The organism is Rouxiella silvae, assembly GCF_002093625.1.
Lineage (GTDB): Bacteria > Pseudomonadota > Gammaproteobacteria > Enterobacterales > Enterobacteriaceae > Rouxiella > Rouxiella silvae.
The window spans coordinates 48,057-66,182 of sequence record NZ_MRWD01000020.1 but is presented as its reverse complement, the minus strand read 5'-3'; the positions used below and the strand labels follow the sequence as shown (position 1 = coordinate 66,182).

Below are 18,126 nucleotides of genomic sequence, written 5' to 3'. Positions count from 1 at the left end.
GAGGCTTTTTTTGCGAGAAAAACTTTTGGAACACAATTATTTCGGGCGTCATCGTTTTTTGATGCTGTTGCTGAGCGCTGTCGTGCTGGTGACCTCGGGCTGCGGCTTCCACTTGCGCGGCACGACTAACGTTCCTGAAGAGCTGAAAACCATCACGCTCTTTAGCTACGACCCGTACGGTCCGCTAACGCGTGAAATTCGCGATCAGCTTAAACTGAGCGATGTTACCGTTGTTGAACCTACGGTTTCCGCCAAGAAAAGCCTGCCCGAGCTGCGTATAATTGGCGCAACAGCGGGTCAGTCAACTGCCTCTATCTTCCAGGACGGCAAGGCTGCCGAGTACCAGAAAGAGATGACGGTCAGGGCGCAGGTGCTGATGCCGGGTAAAGATATTTATCCGATTAGCGTGACTGTGTTCCGCTCTTTCTTCGATAACCCACTGGCAGCGTTAGCTAAAGACGCCGAGCAGGATATTATCGACAAAGAGATGCGTGAACAGGCCGCACAGCAACTTATTCGTAAACTCCTGACGGTTCACGCCTCAGAGCTGACGAAAAAAGATGAAGTGAACGGCACGCCTGAAATCATCAGCGTTGGAAAAGCCCCTGCGGCCAGTACCGTCACGAAATGATCCGTATTTATCCTGAACAACTTGCCGCGCAGCTCCGAGAGGGGCTGCGCGCTTGTTATTTATTATGTGGTAACGACCCGCTTTTGCTCCAAGAAAGCCAGGACGCTGTGCGTCAGGCCGCCAATGCCGCCGAGTTTAGCGAACACTTCAGTTTTATTCTTGATGCCCACACCGAGTGGGACACAATATTCAGCAGCTGTCAGGCGCTCAGCCTTTTTGCCACACGCCAAACCCTGACGCTGCATTTTCCAGAAAATGGCCCTTCTGCACCGATGGCCGAACAGCTCAAAACGCTGGTCAGCCTTCTGCATGATGATATTTTACTTATCCTGCGTGCGGGCAAGCTAACCAAAGCGCAGGAAAACAGCGCCTGGTTTAAGGCCGTCAGCGAGCGCACAGTATTTGTTACCTGTCAGACGCCAGAACAGGCACAGCTGCCGCGCTGGGTCGCCAAACGCGCCAAAGCACTGTCGCTCGAGCTCGATGACCCTGCTAATCAGTTGCTCTGTTATTGCTATGAGGGGAATCTGCTGGCGCTGGCCCAGTCGCTCGAAAGGCTCGCCCTACTCTATCCCGACGGCAAACTGACACTGCCGCGCGTTGAAGAAGCGGTAAACGATGCCGCGCACTTTACGCCGTATCACTGGATTGATGCGCTTCTTGCGGGCAAAAGCAAAAGATCGTGGCATATTCTGCGCCAACTGCAACAGGAAGACAGCGAGCCGGTCATCTTGCTACGCACCCTGCAGCGGGAGTTGATGATGCTGGTTAACCTGCGCCGTAAAATGGACAACCAGCCGCTACGCAACCTGTTCGATCAGTACAAAGTGTGGCAGAACCGCCGCACGCTGGTGACCCAAGCACTACAGCGCTTATCCCTTCGGCAGCTTAATCAGGCGGTGCAGTTGCTGACACAAATGGAAATTCGCCTCAAACAGGACTATGGTCAATCGGTATGGCCCGAACTGGAAAGCCTTTCCATGCTGCTGTGTGGAAAACCGCTTCCCCCGAGCTTTATTGATTCAGGAACGTTGTAATGACCTTAGGTAATACTGGTGAAAATGAACTGATGGCGCTGTTCGGCGGCACCTTTGACCCGATTCATTACGGTCATTTGCGTCCGGTTGAACAGTTGGCCTGTGAGATCCAGCTCGAAAAAGTGATTCTGCTGCCCAATAATGTGCCGCCTCATCGCCCTCAGCCTGAGGCAAGTTCAGCTCAGCGCCTAAAAATGGCACAGCTGGCCGTTGAGGGTAACCCATTGTTTTCAGTGGATTCACGTGAACTTCAACGCGATACACCTTCCTACACCATCGAGACTCTTGAAACGTTACGTAAAGAACGTGGCACTGAACAGCCTTTGGCGTTTATCATTGGCCAAGATTCATTACTAACGCTTTACAAATGGTACCGCTGGGAATCACTGCTCGACGTCTGTCATCTGGTGGTTTTAGCCCGTCCGGGATATGCCCGCGAGCTTGACACTCCCGCGTTGCAGCGTTGGTACGATGCGCACATAACAGAAGATGCCGGTCAGCTCAGGCAACGTCCTCAAGGCTGTATTTATCAAGCCAATACTCCGCTGCTGGATATTTCTGCGACAGAAATACGCCAGCGTCGACATGAGGGCCGCGATTGCTCAGATTTACTTCCCTTCTCGGTTGAGCGCTATATCGAATCACAGGGGCTGTATCGCGAACACTTTACGTCGTGAATAAATAACGCGTATAAGCAACGCGTGTTATACTCCGCCGCTTAATTTTCGGTTCCAGAACTACTCAATCCCCAGGGGGAATCTTTGCAAGGTAAAGCGCTCCAAGAATTCGTCATCGACAAAATTGATGACCTCAAAGCACAAGACATTATCTCTATTAATGTTGCTGGCAAATCAAGCATCACTGACTGCATGGTTATCTGTACTGGTACATCAAGCCGCCACGTTGTTTCCATCGCTGGCCATTTGGTTGAAGAAGCCAAAGCCGCCGGTCTTGATGCTCACGGTATCAAAGGTATTAACGAGGCTGACTGGGTTGTCGTTGACCTGGGTGAGGTGATCGTTCACGTCATGCAGGAAGAGAGCCGTTTGCTGTACGAACTTGAGAAGCTTTGGGGTTAATTTGTGAAGCTGCAACTCGTCGCCGTGGGCACAAAAATGCCCGATTGGGTGCAGACTGGCTTCACGGATTATCTTCGCCGTTTCCCAAAAGACATGCCGTTTGAATTGATTGAAGTGCCCGCTGGTAAACGTGGGAAGAACGCGGATATCAAACGTATTCTTGAAAAAGAAGGCGAACAGATGCTGTCGGTGATTGGAAAAGGCAATCGTATCGTTACGCTGGATATTCCGGGAACCCCCTGGGAGACACCGCAGTTGGCCCAACAGCTCGAGCGCTGGAAGCAAGATGGCAGAGATGTCAGTTTGCTTATTGGCGGTCCTGAAGGGCTGGCTCCAGCATGTAAAGAGGCCGCGGTTCAGAGCTGGTCGCTCTCTCCGCTGACGCTGCCACACCCGCTGGTCCGGGTTCTGGTGGCTGAAAGCCTTTATCGTGCCTGGAGTATCACCACTAATCATCCGTACCACCGCGAGTAATCGGTTGGTCAATATCAGCAGCACAGTGAATTAAGTAGTGGGATGAAAATAGATCGTAACCCTTTTCGCGACTATACGGCTGAATCAGCCCTGTTTGTGCGCCGTGCACTGGTGGCGCTTTTTGGCATTCTGCTACTTAGCAGCATATTGGTTTACAATCTCTACACTATCCAGGTGGTGCGTTTTCAGGATTTTCAGACCCGATCGAATGATAACCGCATCAAACTGGTTCCTATTGCCCCAAGCCGTGGGATTATTTACGACCGCAACGGCACCCCGCTGGCGCTAAACCGCACCATTTATCAGTTGGAAATGATGCCGGAGAAGGTCGACGACGTAAAAGCAACGTTGGCCGCGCTAACGCCGATTGCCGAACTCACGCCTGAAGATATTGATAACTTCTATAAAGAACGCAAACGCGCGCGACGTTTTACCTCTATCCCGGTAAAAGTTGGGCTGACCGAGGTCCAGGTCGCGCGCTTTGCGGTCAATCAGTTCAACTTTCCCGGCGTAGAAGTCAAAGGCTATCAGCGTCGCTACTATCCCTACGGTTCAGCGCTGACACACGTGATAGGTTATGTTTCAAAAATTAACGATCGCGACGTTGAAAGGCTCGACAAAGACGGTATTCTTGCTAACTACGCCGCCACCCACGATATCGGCAAGCTCGGCATAGAGCGCTACTACGAGAATACGCTGCACGGTAAAACCGGCTATGCCGAGGTTGAAGTTAACAACCGAGGCAGAGTGATTCGCCAATTACACGAAGAACCTCCGCAGGCGGGTAAAGACATCACGTTAACCCTCGACCTGCCGCTACAGGTCTATATTGAAGAGTTGCTCAGCGGCAGCCGCGCCGCGGTAGTGGTGACCGACCCGCGAGACGGCAGCATTCGCGCGCTGGTTTCAAATCCAAGTTATGATCCAAACCTGTTTGTAGACGGAATTTCGAGTAAGGCATACAACACCTTACTTAACGACCCTGACCGACCGCTTATCAACCGTGCGACGCAGGGCGTGTATCCTCCGGCCTCGACGGTTAAGCCGTATATTGCCGTGTCTTCACTGACGGCGGGCGTTATCAACAAAAACACCTCGCTGTTTGACCCAGGTTGGTGGCAGCTTCCGGGATCTGACAAGCGCTACCGCGACTGGAAACACTGGGGTCACGGCAGATTAAATGTCACCAAGGCTCTCGAAGAGTCCGCCGATACCTTCTTCTATCAGGTGGCGTACGACATGGGTATCGATCGCTTATCTGACTGGATGAGCAAGTTTGGCTTTGGCCAATATACCGGCATCGACCTGTCGGAAGAGCGCAACGGCAACATGCCAACGCGTGACTGGAAGTTTAAACGCTTTAAAAAGCCGTGGTATCAGGGTGACACCATTCCAGTGGGCATCGGCCAGGGTTACTGGACGGCTACCCCGATTCAGAATATGAAAGCACTGACCACACTGATTAACGACGGCAATGTGAAAACGCCGCACCTGTTGCTCAGCACGCAGCAAGGCCTGACTAAAGTCCCTTATCAGCAGCAGGAAGTGACACAGATTGGCGACGTGCACTCAGGATATTGGGAACTGGCCAAAGACGGCATGTTTGGTGTGGCAAACCGTTCAAACGGAACGGCGCGTAAATACTTCATGGATGCGCCCTACAAAGCGGCGGCGAAATCCGGTACGGCGCAGGTTTATGGCCTAAAAGCCAACGAAACCTATAACGCACATAAAATCGCAGAGCATCTGCGTGACCACAAGCTGATGAACGCTTTTGCCCCTTACGACAACCCTACCGTGGCAGTAAACGTGGTGTTGGAGAACGGGGGTATTGGTCCGGCAGTGGGCACCATAACAAGGCAGATACTCGACCATATACTCTTGGGCGATAATACGACTAAATTACCGGACGAAGCACCTGCTCCGCCCGGCATCGAAGGTGATTAACGTAGAATGACTGAAAGCCAACAAAAAGGGTCGCTGTGGCAGAAAATGCACATCGACATCACGCTCCTGCTTATCGTGCTGGCTTTGCTGGTTTACAGCGCTTTCGTTATCTGGAGCGCCAGCGGGCAGGATATCGGCATGATGGAGCGCAAACTGGGTCAGATAGCTGGCGGTCTGGTAATCATGCTAGTGATGGCGCAGATCCCGCCGCGCGTTTATGAAAGCTGGGCGCCCTATCTGTATATATTCTGTGTATTTCTGCTGGTGCTGGTTGACGCCTTCGGCCAGGTCAGTAAAGGCGCACAGCGCTGGCTAGACCTTGGCATAATCCGCTTCCAACCCTCGGAGTTAGCTAAAATTGCCGTTCCATTGATGGTGGCGCGCTTTATCAACCGCGATATTTGCCCACCGTCGCTGAAAAACACCGCGATTGCCTTAATCCTCATCTTCTTGCCTACGCTGCTGGTCGCCGCACAGCCTGACCTCGGCACCTCGATTTTGATCGCCGCTTCGGGCATTTTCGTGCTGTTCCTGTCGGGTATGAGCTGGAAGCTTATCGCCTGCGCCGCCATACTGGTGGCGGCATTTATTCCAATACTCTGGTTCTTCCTGATGCATGACTATCAGCGCGATCGCGTGATGATGCTGCTTAATCCGGAAAGCGACCCACTTGGTGCGGGTTATCACATTATTCAGTCAAAAATTGCCATCGGCTCCGGCGGCTTCTCGGGCAAAGGCTGGTTGCACGGCACCCAGTCACAGCTAGAGTTTCTGCCAGAACGTCATACCGACTTTATCTTCGCCGTATTGGCCGAAGAGCTAGGTCTGGTTGGCGTATTGGTGCTATTGGGTCTTTACTTATGCCTGATTACCCGTGGCTTGGTGATTGCCGCCAAAGCCCAAACCACCTTCGGACGCGTCATGTCAGGAGGGTTAATGTTGATATTCTTTGTTTATGTCTTTGTTAACATAGGCATGGTGAGTGGTATAGTGCCGGTAGTGGGGGTACCTTTGCCTCTGGTCAGTTATGGTGGTTCAGCGTTAATTGTGCTGATGGCTGGGTTTGGTATCGTCATGTCGATACATACTCATCGAAAAATGTTATCAAAAAATTTATAGAGGTGAGCAATGCGTAAGCAGTGGATTGGGGCGATCATCGCCGGGCTGTTATTGAGTGCCTGTAGTTCTCCAGACAATCAACCGCAGCAGGCTGCTCCAGAGCCTGCCTATAACGGGCCGGTAGTCGAGATTGGCGGCGCCGATCCTGTGTATGAACCCTTGAACGCCAATGCTAATAACGACTACAAAGCGAATGGCAACAGCTACAAGATAATTAAAGATGCTTCACGCTTCACGCAGACCGGCACCGCCACCTGGTACGGCAGTGAAACGGGCAGCAATGTGACCGCCAGCGGTGAAGAGTTTGACTCCTCAGCGATGACCGCCGCTCACCCTACTCTGCCTATTCCAAGCTATGTGCGCGTCACTAACTTGGCGAATGGCCGCATGCTGGTTGTGCGCATTAACGATCGCGGTCCGTTCACCTCAGACAAAATTATCGATCTGTCAAAATCGGCGTTCGACAGACTGAACCTGACCAACAGCACCCGCGTTAAACTCGATATTATTAATGTCGCGCCGGACGGCACCCTCTCGGGCCCAGGTACGGTAGGCACCACGGTTGCGAAGCAGACTTATGCTCTGCCTTCACGTCCAACCCTTGGCGCAAGCGATATTGGCACGCCGGTTCTGGCCGCACCGCCCGCTGTTGGTGCTGCTGTAAAACCTGTCGATAACAGCACATTGAACACTCAGGGCGATGATGCCAACGGCGACGGCAGCGCAGCGGGGACTTCGGCCTCCACTGGCAGCGGTTTCCTGCAGGCGCCTAAACCTTTGCCTTCGGGCGTGCTTGAAAGCAGCACCCCAGCACCGGTCAGCGCACAAGACGACGCCCCAATGTCCAGCAGCAATAGCTCACACACCGCTATCGCCGCAGCAGCACCGGTCGTTGCTGCGCCAGTCGTTGCGCGTCCTGCTACACGCCAGTCTGCCCCAGTTACCGGCGGTGGCTTTATGGTGCAGGTCGGCGCGTTGGCGAATGCACAAAATGCCGAACTGTGGCAAAAAAGCCTGAGCAAACGATTTGCCGTGCCGGGCAAAGTACAACCTAACGGCAGTAATTATCGCGTACAGTTGGGGCCATTTAGCAGCCGTCAGCAGGCCGCTCAGCTGCAACAGCGTCTGTCGAGTGAAGCGCAGCAGCAGTCGTTCGTGGTATCAGCCTCAGCGATGTAACCAAGGCAACGAATTAAGAACCCCCTAAAATCCTAGGCAATAGCGACAAGAACGACCAAAAGCCCGCAAAGTCATAGGTGCTATAGCAAGGCAGCCAGTAAGTTAATTCGATATGCTTACACCAGTAAGCCATTCGGATTAACTTACGCAGCCAAGGAAGTTGAAGTTCGTCGCGGGTAACAGCTTGTAAAATTCAGTAAATGCTCGCAAGCCACCGTATTCGCAGATGTCTGACTGTGTCTGTTCTGATATAGTGTGGCACGTTTTTTAATTTACCTTTACGGATGTTGTTGTCTCAATCATGAAACTTGCTACTCCTTCTCGTTTAGTCAAGGGCATTGCACTTGGCACAGTCATTTCTCTAAGTTCAGCGTCTGCCGCCTTCGCCGACGATGTAAACCTTAAGACTATGATCCCTGGCGTTCCGCAAATCGATGCCGAAGCCTACGTTCTGATTGATTACAACTCTGGCAAAGTCCTTGCCGAAATGAACGCCGACGCGCGCCGCGATCCTGCCAGCTTGACAAAAATGATGACCAGCTATGTCATTGGTCAGTCGATTAAATCAGGAAAAATTACGCCGTCCGACATCGTTACCGTGGGTAAAGACGCGTGGGCAACCGGTAATCCGGTGTTCAAAGGCTCCTCGCTGATGTTCCTTAAGCCTGGCGATCGCGTGCCTGTTTCCGAACTGAACCGCGGCATTATTCTGCAATCAGGCAACGATGCCTGCGTGGCTATGGCTGACTACGTCGCCGGCAGTCAGGACGCATTCGTTGGCCTGATGAATAACTACGTGAATGCCCTAGGCCTGAAAAATACCCATTTTGGCACCGTACATGGCCTTGATGCAGCAGGTCAATACAGCTCGGCACGCGACATGGCGCTGATTGGTCAAGCACTGATCCGCGACGTACCGGAAGAGTATGCGACCTACAAAGAGAAAGAGTTCACCTTCAACAACATCCGCCAGATGAACCGTAACGGCCTGCTGTGGGACTCAAGCCTTCAGGTTGACGGCATCAAAACCGGCCACACTGAATCAGCCGGTTATAACTTGGTTGCCTCGGCGACTGAAGGCCAGATGCGTTTGATCTCCGCAGTGATGGGTGGCCATACCTATAAAGGTCGTGAAGTTGAAAGTAAAAAACTGCTGACCTGGGGCTTCCGCTTCTTTGAAACCGTTGCGCCGCTGAAAGCGGGCAAAGAATTTGCTTCAGAACCGGTGTGGTTCGGCGACAGCAACAGCGTACAGCTTGGCGTTGATAAAGATGCCTACCTGACGATTCCACGCGGCCGCATGAAAGATTTGAAAGCCAGCTACGTGTTGAACAATACTGAACTCCATGCACCACTGCAGAAAAATCAGGTAGTTGGCACCATTAACTTCCAACTGGACGGCAAGACCATCGACCAACGTCCTCTTGTTGTTTTAAACGAAGTTAAAGAAGGCGGTTTCGTTAGCCGCATCGTGGATTATATTAAACTGATGCTCCATCATTGGTTTGGCTAAAAGCTCGCGAGAGGGGTTGAAAATGTGCACTTTGACCCCGCATGATTAGTATATAATTCTACTCCCGCTCCGGCGGGAGTTATAATTTATAGAACCTAAGCAAATTAGCAGTAACAACACTACGCGGGAGTGCACATGAAAACCAAACTTAACGAACTACTCGAATTCCCCTGCTCATTCACTTACAAAGTGATGGGTCTGGCGCAGCCCGAGTTGGTTGACCAGGTTGTGGAAGTCGTGCAGCGTCACGCGCCTGGCGATTACAACCCGCAGGTAAAACCAAGCAGCAAGGGCAACTACCATTCAGTTTCTATTACCATCACAGCAACGCATATCGATCAGGTCGAAACCCTGTACGCAGAGCTAGGTAATATCGAAATTGTGCGTATGGTCCTGTAAAAACAGTAAATATCAGCGTAACGCCCTTGGTGTGTTACGCTGATTTCATTTTATTGCTCTATTCTCAGAAAGACGATAATCGCCGTGCAACGAGAAAAACTGCAAGACCGCATCACCCTGCGCCAGCTTGGCCTGCAACCTTACGAACCCGTCTCGCGTGCCATGCACGTCTTCACCGATTTGCGCACTGCTGAAACCCAAGATGAAATCTGGCTGGTACAGCACCCGAAAGTTTTTACTCAGGGTCAGGCCGGCAAGGCTGAACACGTGCTGTTTCCCGGTGATATTCCGGTGATTCAAAGCGATCGCGGCGGTCAGGTGACTTACCACGGACCGGGTCAGCAGGTGATGTATGTGATGGTTGATATCAAGCGCAGAAAAATGGGCGTACGTCAGCTTGTCACCGCTATTGAACAAACTGTTGTCGATACGCTGGCATTTTTTAACATCGAAGCTTACCCGAGAGCCGATGCGCCAGGTGTTTACGTTGACGGTAAAAAAATATGCTCCCTCGGCCTGCGTATACGCCGAGGCTGTTCACTCCACGGATTGGCGCTGAATATTGATATGGATTTAGAACCGTTCCAGCGTATCAATCCGTGCGGTTATGCCGGATTGCAAATGACTCAGGCCAGCCTCGAAAAACCGGGGATTACGGTGGATCAAGTGATGCCTGCTTTGGTTAGAGCATTTAACAAACAGCTTGACTATCAACAAGTTGACTACCTTCCTTGGCAGCTTGAAGATTATCCTCAATGCGCTACAGACACATTGCCCGCAAAATAAAAACATTTACATCTTTTTAACAAAGCAAGTTGTCGTTACTTTAAGCGATGCCGCTTCAATGATATAATTTCTGCATATTTTCTATTATTTTTTAATGAAGCAGCTAGTTCATTGAATGTCTTGAAAAATCTCGCCCGCGAGAGACAATACTGGAACCTGCAAGATTATGAGTAAACCGATTCAAATGGAACGCGGCGTCAAGTATCGCGATGCTGATAAGATGGCGTTAATCCCGGTGAAAACTGTGGTCACAGACCGGCAGGAAATGCTTCGCAAGCCAGCCTGGATGAAAATCAAACTTCCTGCTGACTCCAGTCGTATTCAGGGCATTAAAGCCGCATTGCGCAAAAATGGCCTGCACTCGGTTTGTGAAGAAGCCGCATGCCCTAACCTTTCAGAATGTTTCAACCACGGTACGGCTACCTTTATGATCCTTGGTGCCATCTGTACCCGTCGTTGTCCGTTCTGCGACGTTGCTCACGGCCGTCCGGTCGCACCAGACACCAATGAGCCGCTTAAGCTAGCCCAGACAATCGCCGATATGGGTCTGCGCTATGTAGTTATCACTTCGGTTGACCGCGATGACCTGCGCGACGGCGGCGCTCAGCACTTTGCTGACTGCATTACCGCTATTCGCGAGAAAAACCCGACCATTAAGATTGAAACGCTGGTTCCCGACTTCCGTGGCCGTATGGATCGCGCTCTTGAGATCCTTAATGCCGCTCCGCCAGACGTGTTTAACCACAATCTGGAAAACGTGCCGCGCGTTTATCGTCAGGTTCGTCCGGGTGCAAACTATGAGTGGTCGTTGAAACTGCTTGAGCGTTTTAAAGAAGCGCACCCTGAGATCCCAACCAAATCGGGTCTGATGGTAGGCCTGGGCGAAACCAACGAAGAGATTATTGAAGTGATGCGCGATCTGCGTCGTCACGGCGTAACGATGTTGACGCTGGGCCAATATTTGCAGCCGAGCCGCCACCATTTACCGGTGCAGCGCTACGTCAGCCCCGAAGAGTTTGAACAAATGAAAGAAGAAGCGCTGGCGATGGGCTTCACCCACGCTGCTTGCGGTCCTTTCGTTCGCTCGTCTTACCATGCTGATCTGCAGGCCAAGGGTATCGAGGTTAAGTAATTCGGTCCTATTTCTGGCTGATCAGACAGAAAAAAAGCTGCTTATATAAGCAGCTTTTTTTATACCAACATCACCGTGGCCACAGCCGAAGGGTGAGATCAGTCCTTATGCTCAACGCGCTGTTCAGCCTGTGCATCAGCTTTAGCGACCGGAGCCGGATCGTCATTCATGGCTTTTTTGAAGCCACGCAACGCTGCGCCAAGGTCACCACCGAGGGAGCGAAGTTTGCTGGTACCGAAAAGCAGCACAATCAGCACGCCGACAACTAACAGTTTAGTAATACTCAAACCTTCCATAAATACCTTCTTTACACTGATTGCTGAATTTAACAGCTGGAGAATAAAATTGTCGCGCAGGCGACCTGAATTCCATCCCTGTACGTATTGTAACCATTAACTCATTATGAGCCTGCATGGTCGTACGTTAAAGCATTTCTTTGTTATATTATTTTTCTTACAAAGCGCCATAGGGCATGAAAAGTGCCGAGATTATACGCCCGCTCCCCCAATGGAAACAAACCTTGCGTGCTACCTTTAACTAAAACTCAACAGCTTTACAACAAAAAAGGTGGAGGGTCGAGATCAAAATTGCAGCTCAACTCCCCCGCACTTCCTGTTTTCAACTGCTTAGATAAAGCGGCTTAGAAACGCCTGGAAACGCGGATGCTGCGGATTTACCAGCACCTCTTCCGGCGGTCCCTGCTCGATAACGTGGCCCCCATCCATAAATACCACCCGGTCGGCGGCTTCTCGCGCAAAACCAATTTCATGCGTCACAACAATCATGGTCAATCCCTGCTCCGCCAAGCTGCGCATAGTCGCCAACACTTCGCCCACCAGCTCCGGGTCAAGCGCCGAGGTGGGTTCATCAAACAGCATCAGTTTGGGTTTAATCGCCAAAGCACGGGCGATCGCCACACGTTGCTGCTGTCCGCCGGATAGATGGCGAGGATATGCATCGGCCTTATCGCTCAGTCCGACTTTTTCCAGCAGTTGACGCGCATAGGCCTCGGCTTCGTGGCGGTTTTGCTTATGCACGCCAATCGGCGCTTCTACAATATTTTGCAACACAGTCATATGCGGATAGAGGTTGAACTGCTGAAAGACCATACCGATATCACGGCGTTGGCGGGCGATACCACGCTCGGAAAGCTTGCGCAGCTGGTCACCGTGCAGCTCATAACCTATTTGCTCGCCGCCGACCATAATGGTCCCGCGATCGATATCTTCCAAATGGTTGATACAGCGCAGAAAGGTCGATTTTCCCGAACCAGAAGGGCCTAGAATGACCACCACTTCACTCGGCTTAACATCCAGGTCGATGCCTTTCAATACTTCATTGTCGCCGTAACTTTTATGCACGTTACGCGCGGTCACAAGCAGGGCTTGCCCATCGGACAGCGTCGAGCTCATAGCTCCCCCTTCTGAGCCAGATTAGGCTGCTCGGCCACCACTTTACCCGCTGCGGCTGCAGGACGGCGCTTGGCAGCCACAGTGCGGCGTGTGCCTTTAGAATAAAAACGCTCGATGAATGACTGCCCAACGTTAAGCACGGAGGTGATCAGCAGATACCAAATCACCGCCACCATCAGCATCGGCACCACTTCAAAGGTGCGGTTGTAAATGGTTTGCACCGAATACAGCAGGTCACCCATCGCGATAACGCTGACCAGCGAGGTTGCTTTAATCATGCTAATCAACTGGTTACCGGTGGGCGGAATGATTGAGCGCATAGCCTGTGGAATAATGATGCGGCGCAGCGCACGGCCTCGGCTCATACCAAATGCCTGGGCTGTTTCCGCCTGTCCGTTATCAACCGACAGCAGTCCGGCGCGAATAATTTCGGCCATGTATGCCGCTTCATTCAGCGCCAAACCAGCAATCGCCGCCGTCAATGGCGTAATCAGGTCATTGGTGTTCCAGCTGGCAAACGTCGGCCCAACAAACGGCAGTCCCAATGCAACGTGCGGGAACAGCGTAGACATGTTGTACCAGAACAACAGCTGCACCAACAGCGGCGTGCCGCGGAAAAACCACACATACAGGCCTGAAAGACGACGCAGCAGCAGGCTTTGTGACAAGCGCCCCACCGCCAGAAGCAGGCCCAGCAGCGTACCCAGCACCATCGACACCACAGTAAGACCCAACGTGACGCCTAGACCTTTTATCACCGATGCTTCGGTAAACCACTGTGCCACAACGTGCCACTCGAAGTTCGGATTAAGGGCTACGCTGATAATCACATCAGCGGCAAGAATCAGGACCACTATCCAGGCGACCCAACGACCGTAGTTTCTCGGCGCATGAGCAAACTCAACGTTACGTCGTGGGTCCGGGGTCGTTTTATCGGTCATTTAGTGGGTTTTCCCAAATTGATGCCCGGCGCCTGAAGCATGTTGCCTTCAAGGCCCCATTTTTTCATGATCGCCGCATAGGTTCCGTTGGTGAACAGCTCCTGATAGGCCGCCAACACCACTTTGCCGATCTCGGAATCTTTTGGCACCACGGTTCCCTGGAAGATGTCGTTGAAGCCGTTTGATTTGCCCGCGCCCGCCAACGTGAGTTGGCCATTTGATTCTTTGATAAAGTAAGACAGTGGCGCCTGAGAAGAGAAGAAAGCATCGGAACGCTTGGAGCGCACGGCCAAAATCGAGGTTGGCTGGTCGGTAAATGATTGAACAGTAATCGCCTCTTTGCCTGCTTTCACACAGTCTTCCGACTGCTGCTTAATAACTTTTTCGGCAGAACCCGCCGCCATGACAGCGATGCGCAGGCCGCAGGTGTCGGCCAATGACTGAATATTTTTCGGATTACCATTTGGCACGGCAAAGGCCACGTATTCTTTAACGAAATCGACAAAATCGTTTTTAGCCTGACGCTCAGGATAGTCACCGATTGGGCCGATGCCCATCTGATAACGGCCAGAGGAGATACCGGTTAAAATTCCCGACAGCCCGCTCACTGAAGCATGCTCAATTTTCACGCCCAGCAGTTGCCCCATGGAGTGCGCAAGGTCAGCGCTCGCACCGTCTAGTGAATTCGTGCCGGTAACGATTTCGTACGGAGGAAAAGATCCGTTATTTACCGAGGTCAGTACGCCTGATTTTTGAATTTCAGCGGGTAATTTGGCGTGCAAAGCCGGGTCCATTTTAACGTCAGGAATAGCAACAGTTTCAGCTGCAAAGGTATTTATTGAAAGTAACGCAGTAGTCAGAACAGCGGCACGTCGAAATTGTTTTGCCATCATCTCAAAATCCTCTGTATGGAATAGGTGTTGTGAATGTTGTGAATTTCTTATTTTTAGCACCTTCCGTGGTGCGATTCTCCTGGACGCCTTAGATTTTTTACCGTGATTTCCGGCGCTGAAAAAACGGATTTGGTACCGCGCTCCCTGGTGTTGGTTCGCGCTTTTACTGCCTACCTGCCGATAACGTTAGGTTGACGCAATCAGGCAGGTGTTTTACTGGGGTCAAACCTCTTTCAGCTGTGGAGTACCAAAACAGCGATTCTCGAGTACTGGCAATGCTTTGCGGGCATAGGCCAAGCGTTCACGGTCAAGCTCGGCAAACACTAGCGCCGGAGCTTCGGCAGCACGGGCAATCGCCACGCCGAGTGGGTCAACCACCATGCTGTTACCAATATTGCGCTCACCACATTCGCCGACTGCAACGATATAGCTGGTGTTTTCCAGCGCGCGGGCGGTAACCAGCACCTCCCAATGCATCTCTTTCAGCGGCCCTTTGACCCAGGCAGCCGGCAGAACCAGCACTTCTGCACCGTCTAATACCAAGCGACGGGCCAGTTCTGGGAAGCGCACGTCATAACAGGTCATCAGGCCTACTTTGTAGCCTGCCACCTCAACCAGTGGTGGAACTTCCGTTCCTGCAGTGACGTTTTTAGACTCTTTATTGGCAAAGGCATCATAGAGATGCAGCTTGCGGTATTGAGAAATAATTTCGCCATTACGGATAGAAATCAACACGTTCCACGCACGACCGTCCGGTGCTGGCGTGTGAATACTCATCATGGTGGTCAACTGATTGCCCTTGCTGGCGGCGAGCAGCTTGGAAACAAACGGGCCGTCCAGCGGCTGCGCGGCCTTTAAAACCAGGTCGGGATCGGTAATATCTCGCGCTAAAATACCCTCAGGCAACACCAGCAGGTCGGCACCCGCAGCCAGCGATTTCGCCATCAGCGTCAGGCATGTTTCAACGTTGGTTTCCCACTCGCGTGAAACGGCAAATTGACCCATTGCAACTTTCATTTCTATTCCTCACGCCCTGATTAGACGTAAAAGGTGATGCAGTGAAGTAACATTCACTCGCGCTTAATTATTCGCCGTTATTTGGCGTAAGCGGGGAATAAGTCGGCAGACGTCAGGCGCACTGCGGTAATGTTTTGAACATAAAGCTCATTGGCAAAGTCGTCGATCATTTTCTTGTTATGCTCGAAACCGTTGTCGTTCCAGCTCACCGGCAAATCCACCACGGTGCGACGAATGTCGTCCAGTAGCCAAGGCGTGGTATCTGCATACTTCACGCGCTTGTCCATCCACACGTGATAAGACTTATCAATAATTTCACTCAACGCGTCGGCCAGCCAAGGATGCTCGGCGGCAACGTCGGTCTTGATAGCCAAAATATGCATGCCCGGCACATAGCCAACGCGATTAAAATACTCAAGCTCGGACTGACGAAAATCAGGCTGCAACTGGCGGAAGCCCGATCCTGGTTTAAAGAATCCTTCAGGCATAAATGGCGTAAATACGGCGTCCAACCAGCCTTCTTTCAACAGTTCCATCATTGGCCGCTCACCTGGGCAAGCCTCAATGCGCCCCTCTCGACCAAAGCCGTTCAGGCGGTCGACAATCGGATGCGCCTCAGTCAGACGACCGGCATACCAATAAGCGTCTTCTATACCCACACCATCAACACCCAGCACGGTACGCGTCCAAGTATTACCCGAATCTTGCCAGCCGGTTAACCCAATGCGTTTACCCGCCAGCTCTGAAATTTTAGTCAACGGGCTGTCTTCACGAGTAATAATGCAGCGCTGACGAAAACCGCGCATCAGGAAATGCGGCACGGCTAGCACGTCATCTTCACCCTTGGCGCGGCCTTGAGCATAGCGGCTAAAAGAGATTTCAGCGGCGTCATACTGCTCAGTCGTTGCCAGGTCTCCAACCAAGGTACCCACGCGGTCAATTTCGAGATTAAATCCCTCAGGCTTGATATCGCCGAGTGCCAACGGCGTAAAATAATCCCAGTCGCGAACCGCCAGCCTGATAGTTATTGCCACGTTTTTCCCCTTAATGTCTGCAAAATTGTTTTTTACAAAAGAGCACACAAACCCTGCATGCCCGAGCGGAGAGTGATCACATTCATCATGATGTGATTAATATATCGCCTCCGTTGACTAAGTTTGATACTAATAGCATAAATTAATATGTACAATAGAATCTTTGTTACTGAACAAAAGGTGATTTGATGGGTGTAAGTGTGAATGATAAAGCGCTGGATGCTGAATGGTTTGCCGGTCATTTGCAGGACCGATCGATGCGTGGCATTGCAATTGAAACCGCGGCAATGATCCGCTCGGGCGTGATTGAAATTGGCACCCATCTACCGGCAGTTCGCGAATTGGCACAGGCGCTTGGTGTGAGCCCTGCCACGGTATCGGCCGCCTGGGGTCAGCTAAGACGCCAGAAAGTTATTGCCGGTCGAGGCCGCAATGGGGTCTGGGTCTGCGGAGATACTCTTTCCCCCCGCCCTGCAAGATTCGAGAAAATTGGTAATTTTGGCGACCATATTATCGCCGATATGACCTTGGCTGCGCCCGATCCGCAGCTGCTGCCCCGACTCAACCAGGCTTTGTTAAGCAGCGTTGAAACAGAAAACCTCAACAGCTATCAGCGTGAAGCTATTTCGTCAGTGTTAGTCGATGCAGTAAAACCAAGCTGGCCCTATGCCGCAGACGCATTTATGGCCGCCGACGGCGGGTTCGATGCCATGAATCTCACACTGCAAACGCTTATCATGCAAGGTTCGGTAGTGGCGATTGAAGACCCCACAGCCACGCGCTTGCTCGATATGCTCGACAACATTGGCGCTCAGGTGATTGCGGTAAAATGTGACGAGTTTGGGCCAACGCCAGAATCACTACAGGCCGCACTGGTGAAAAATCCTGCGGCGTTTATTTATCAGCCCCGCACTCATTCCCACACTGGCCATATTATTAGTCGTCAGCGTTTAGCGGACATGGCGGAGATTTTACAGAACAGCCAGGCGCTGATTATTGAAGACGACGGCATCGGGGAACTTGCCCGTACCGAACCGCTAAGCATGGGCACCTTTTTGCCTAAACGCACGGTGCATGTACGCTCGTATTCTAAAGCCTACGGCCCAGACCTGCGCATGGCCGTTATCTCAAGCTCAAACGACTTAATCAAACAAATCAAATCGTTCCGCAATTTTGGTGCCGGATGGTCTAGCCGAATTTTGCAGCACACGCTGGCATGGTTGATTAACGATCCCATTACTCAAGAAGAAATTGTGGAGGCGAAAAGGGTTTATGCGCAGCGCCGACAGGCGCTCATTGATGCACTGGCGGTGCGCGGTATTCATCTGCCGCCACGTGAAGGGCTGTCAATTTTAATCCCGGTGCCCTCAGAACAGTTTGCGCTGGTGACGCTGGCGGCGCGCGGCATCGCCGTTTTACCCGGTGAACGCAGTCGCATTGGACCCGGACAATTTATTCGCGCCAGCACCAGCATGATGAAGTTGGATCAGGTTGAAATTATCGCCGATGCCATCCTGCTGGCGATGGGATAGC

Annotated in this window: 19 protein-coding genes; 13 read left to right on the top strand and 6 right to left on the bottom strand. The window is 51.9% G+C overall.

Annotated elements, in window-relative coordinates; all coding sequences use genetic code 11:
* Positions 1-61 precede the first annotated feature (61 nt).
* The 12 genes from lptE to lipA all read left to right on the top strand — a co-directional run bounded on the left by lptE (position 62) and on the right by lipA (position 11,296).
* Positions 62-631: an LPS assembly lipoprotein LptE gene (gene lptE, locus BS639_RS10165; protein WP_055778217.1), complete on the top strand. Its 570-nt coding sequence runs from the start codon at positions 62-64 to the stop codon at positions 629-631.
* The gene (holA, locus tag BS639_RS10160) at positions 628-1,668 is read left to right on the top strand and encodes a DNA polymerase III subunit delta (protein ID WP_055777170.1); all 1,041 of its coding nucleotides are present in this window, start codon (positions 628-630) and stop codon (positions 1,666-1,668) included. The genes lptE and holA overlap by 4 nt, the downstream gene beginning before the upstream one ends.
* Positions 1,668-2,345, top strand: a complete 678-nt coding sequence (nadD, locus tag BS639_RS10155) for a nicotinate-nucleotide adenylyltransferase (protein WP_084983030.1) — start codon at positions 1,668-1,670, stop codon at positions 2,343-2,345. The genes holA and nadD overlap by 1 nt, the downstream gene beginning before the upstream one ends.
* An 84-nt stretch (positions 2,346-2,429) precedes the next feature.
* Complete coding sequence (rsfS, locus tag BS639_RS10150) at positions 2,430-2,747, top strand: ribosome silencing factor (RefSeq protein WP_055777166.1); 318 nt, start codon at positions 2,430-2,432, stop codon at positions 2,745-2,747.
* 3 nt (positions 2,748-2,750) lie between these two features.
* Positions 2,751-3,221, top strand: coding sequence for a 23S rRNA (pseudouridine(1915)-N(3))-methyltransferase RlmH (rlmH, locus tag BS639_RS10145; RefSeq protein ID WP_055777163.1), 471 nt, complete (start codon positions 2,751-2,753; stop codon positions 3,219-3,221).
* Between the two features lie 42 nt (positions 3,222-3,263).
* Complete coding sequence (gene mrdA, locus BS639_RS10140) at positions 3,264-5,168, top strand: peptidoglycan DD-transpeptidase MrdA (protein ID WP_084983029.1); 1,905 nt, start codon at positions 3,264-3,266, stop codon at positions 5,166-5,168.
* A gap of 6 nt (positions 5,169-5,174) precedes the next feature.
* On the top strand, positions 5,175-6,287 hold the full coding sequence (gene mrdB / locus BS639_RS10135) for a peptidoglycan glycosyltransferase MrdB (RefSeq protein WP_055777157.1): 1,113 nt from the start codon (positions 5,175-5,177) through the stop codon (positions 6,285-6,287).
* A gap of 9 nt (positions 6,288-6,296) precedes the next feature.
* Positions 6,297-7,466: an endolytic peptidoglycan transglycosylase RlpA gene (gene rlpA / locus BS639_RS10130; protein ID WP_084983028.1), complete on the top strand. Its 1,170-nt coding sequence runs from the start codon at positions 6,297-6,299 to the stop codon at positions 7,464-7,466.
* Positions 7,467-7,767: 301 nt separating this feature from the next.
* Positions 7,768-8,979: a D-alanyl-D-alanine carboxypeptidase DacA gene (dacA, locus tag BS639_RS10125; RefSeq protein ID WP_055777152.1), complete on the top strand. Its 1,212-nt coding sequence runs from the start codon at positions 7,768-7,770 to the stop codon at positions 8,977-8,979.
* A gap of 135 nt (positions 8,980-9,114) precedes the next feature.
* Complete coding sequence (gene ybeD, locus BS639_RS10120; RefSeq protein WP_055777140.1) at positions 9,115-9,378, top strand: DUF493 family protein YbeD; 264 nt, start codon at positions 9,115-9,117, stop codon at positions 9,376-9,378.
* Positions 9,379-9,462: 84 nt separating this feature from the next.
* Positions 9,463-10,164: a lipoyl(octanoyl) transferase LipB gene (gene lipB, locus BS639_RS10115; protein ID WP_084983027.1), complete on the top strand. Its 702-nt coding sequence runs from the start codon at positions 9,463-9,465 to the stop codon at positions 10,162-10,164.
* A gap of 166 nt (positions 10,165-10,330) precedes the next feature.
* Positions 10,331-11,296, top strand: coding sequence for a lipoyl synthase (lipA, locus tag BS639_RS10110; protein ID WP_055777134.1), 966 nt, complete (start codon positions 10,331-10,333; stop codon positions 11,294-11,296).
* Between the two features lie 98 nt (positions 11,297-11,394).
* Here lipA and tatA read toward each other — a convergent pair whose 3' ends face one another.
* The 6 genes from tatA to BS639_RS10080 all read right to left on the bottom strand — a co-directional run bounded on the left by tatA (position 11,395) and on the right by BS639_RS10080 (position 16,593).
* Entirely contained in the window at positions 11,395-11,592 is a 198-nt protein-coding gene (gene tatA, locus BS639_RS10105; RefSeq protein WP_017491379.1) for a Sec-independent protein translocase subunit TatA, read from the bottom strand.
* 330 nt (positions 11,593-11,922) lie between these two features.
* Positions 11,923-12,708, bottom strand: coding sequence for an amino acid ABC transporter ATP-binding protein (locus tag BS639_RS10100; protein ID WP_055777131.1), 786 nt, complete (start codon positions 12,706-12,708; stop codon positions 11,923-11,925).
* Positions 12,705-13,649 carry an amino acid ABC transporter permease gene (locus tag BS639_RS10095; RefSeq protein WP_084983026.1) on the bottom strand — a complete coding sequence of 315 codons (945 nt, stop codon included), beginning with the start codon at positions 13,647-13,649 and terminating at the stop codon, positions 12,705-12,707. Before BS639_RS10095 ends, BS639_RS10100 begins: the two co-directional genes overlap by 4 nt.
* The gene (locus BS639_RS10090) at positions 13,646-14,542 is read right to left on the bottom strand and encodes an ABC transporter substrate-binding protein (protein ID WP_055777127.1); all 897 of its coding nucleotides are present in this window, start codon (positions 14,540-14,542) and stop codon (positions 13,646-13,648) included. The genes BS639_RS10095 and BS639_RS10090 overlap by 4 nt, the downstream gene beginning before the upstream one ends.
* 222 nt (positions 14,543-14,764) lie before the next feature.
* Entirely contained in the window at positions 14,765-15,559 is a 795-nt protein-coding gene (locus tag BS639_RS10085; protein WP_055777124.1) for a deaminated glutathione amidase, read from the bottom strand.
* Between the two features lie 77 nt (positions 15,560-15,636).
* Positions 15,637-16,593, bottom strand: a complete 957-nt coding sequence (locus BS639_RS10080; RefSeq protein WP_084983037.1) for a substrate-binding domain-containing protein — start codon at positions 16,591-16,593, stop codon at positions 15,637-15,639.
* A 188-nt stretch (positions 16,594-16,781) separates the two neighbouring features.
* Here BS639_RS10080 and BS639_RS10075 point away from each other — a divergent pair, with 188 nt between their 5' ends.
* Complete coding sequence (locus tag BS639_RS10075) at positions 16,782-18,125, top strand: aminotransferase class I/II-fold pyridoxal phosphate-dependent enzyme (RefSeq protein ID WP_084983025.1); 1,344 nt, start codon at positions 16,782-16,784, stop codon at positions 18,123-18,125.
* The last annotated feature ends 1 nt before the right edge of the window (position 18,126 follow it).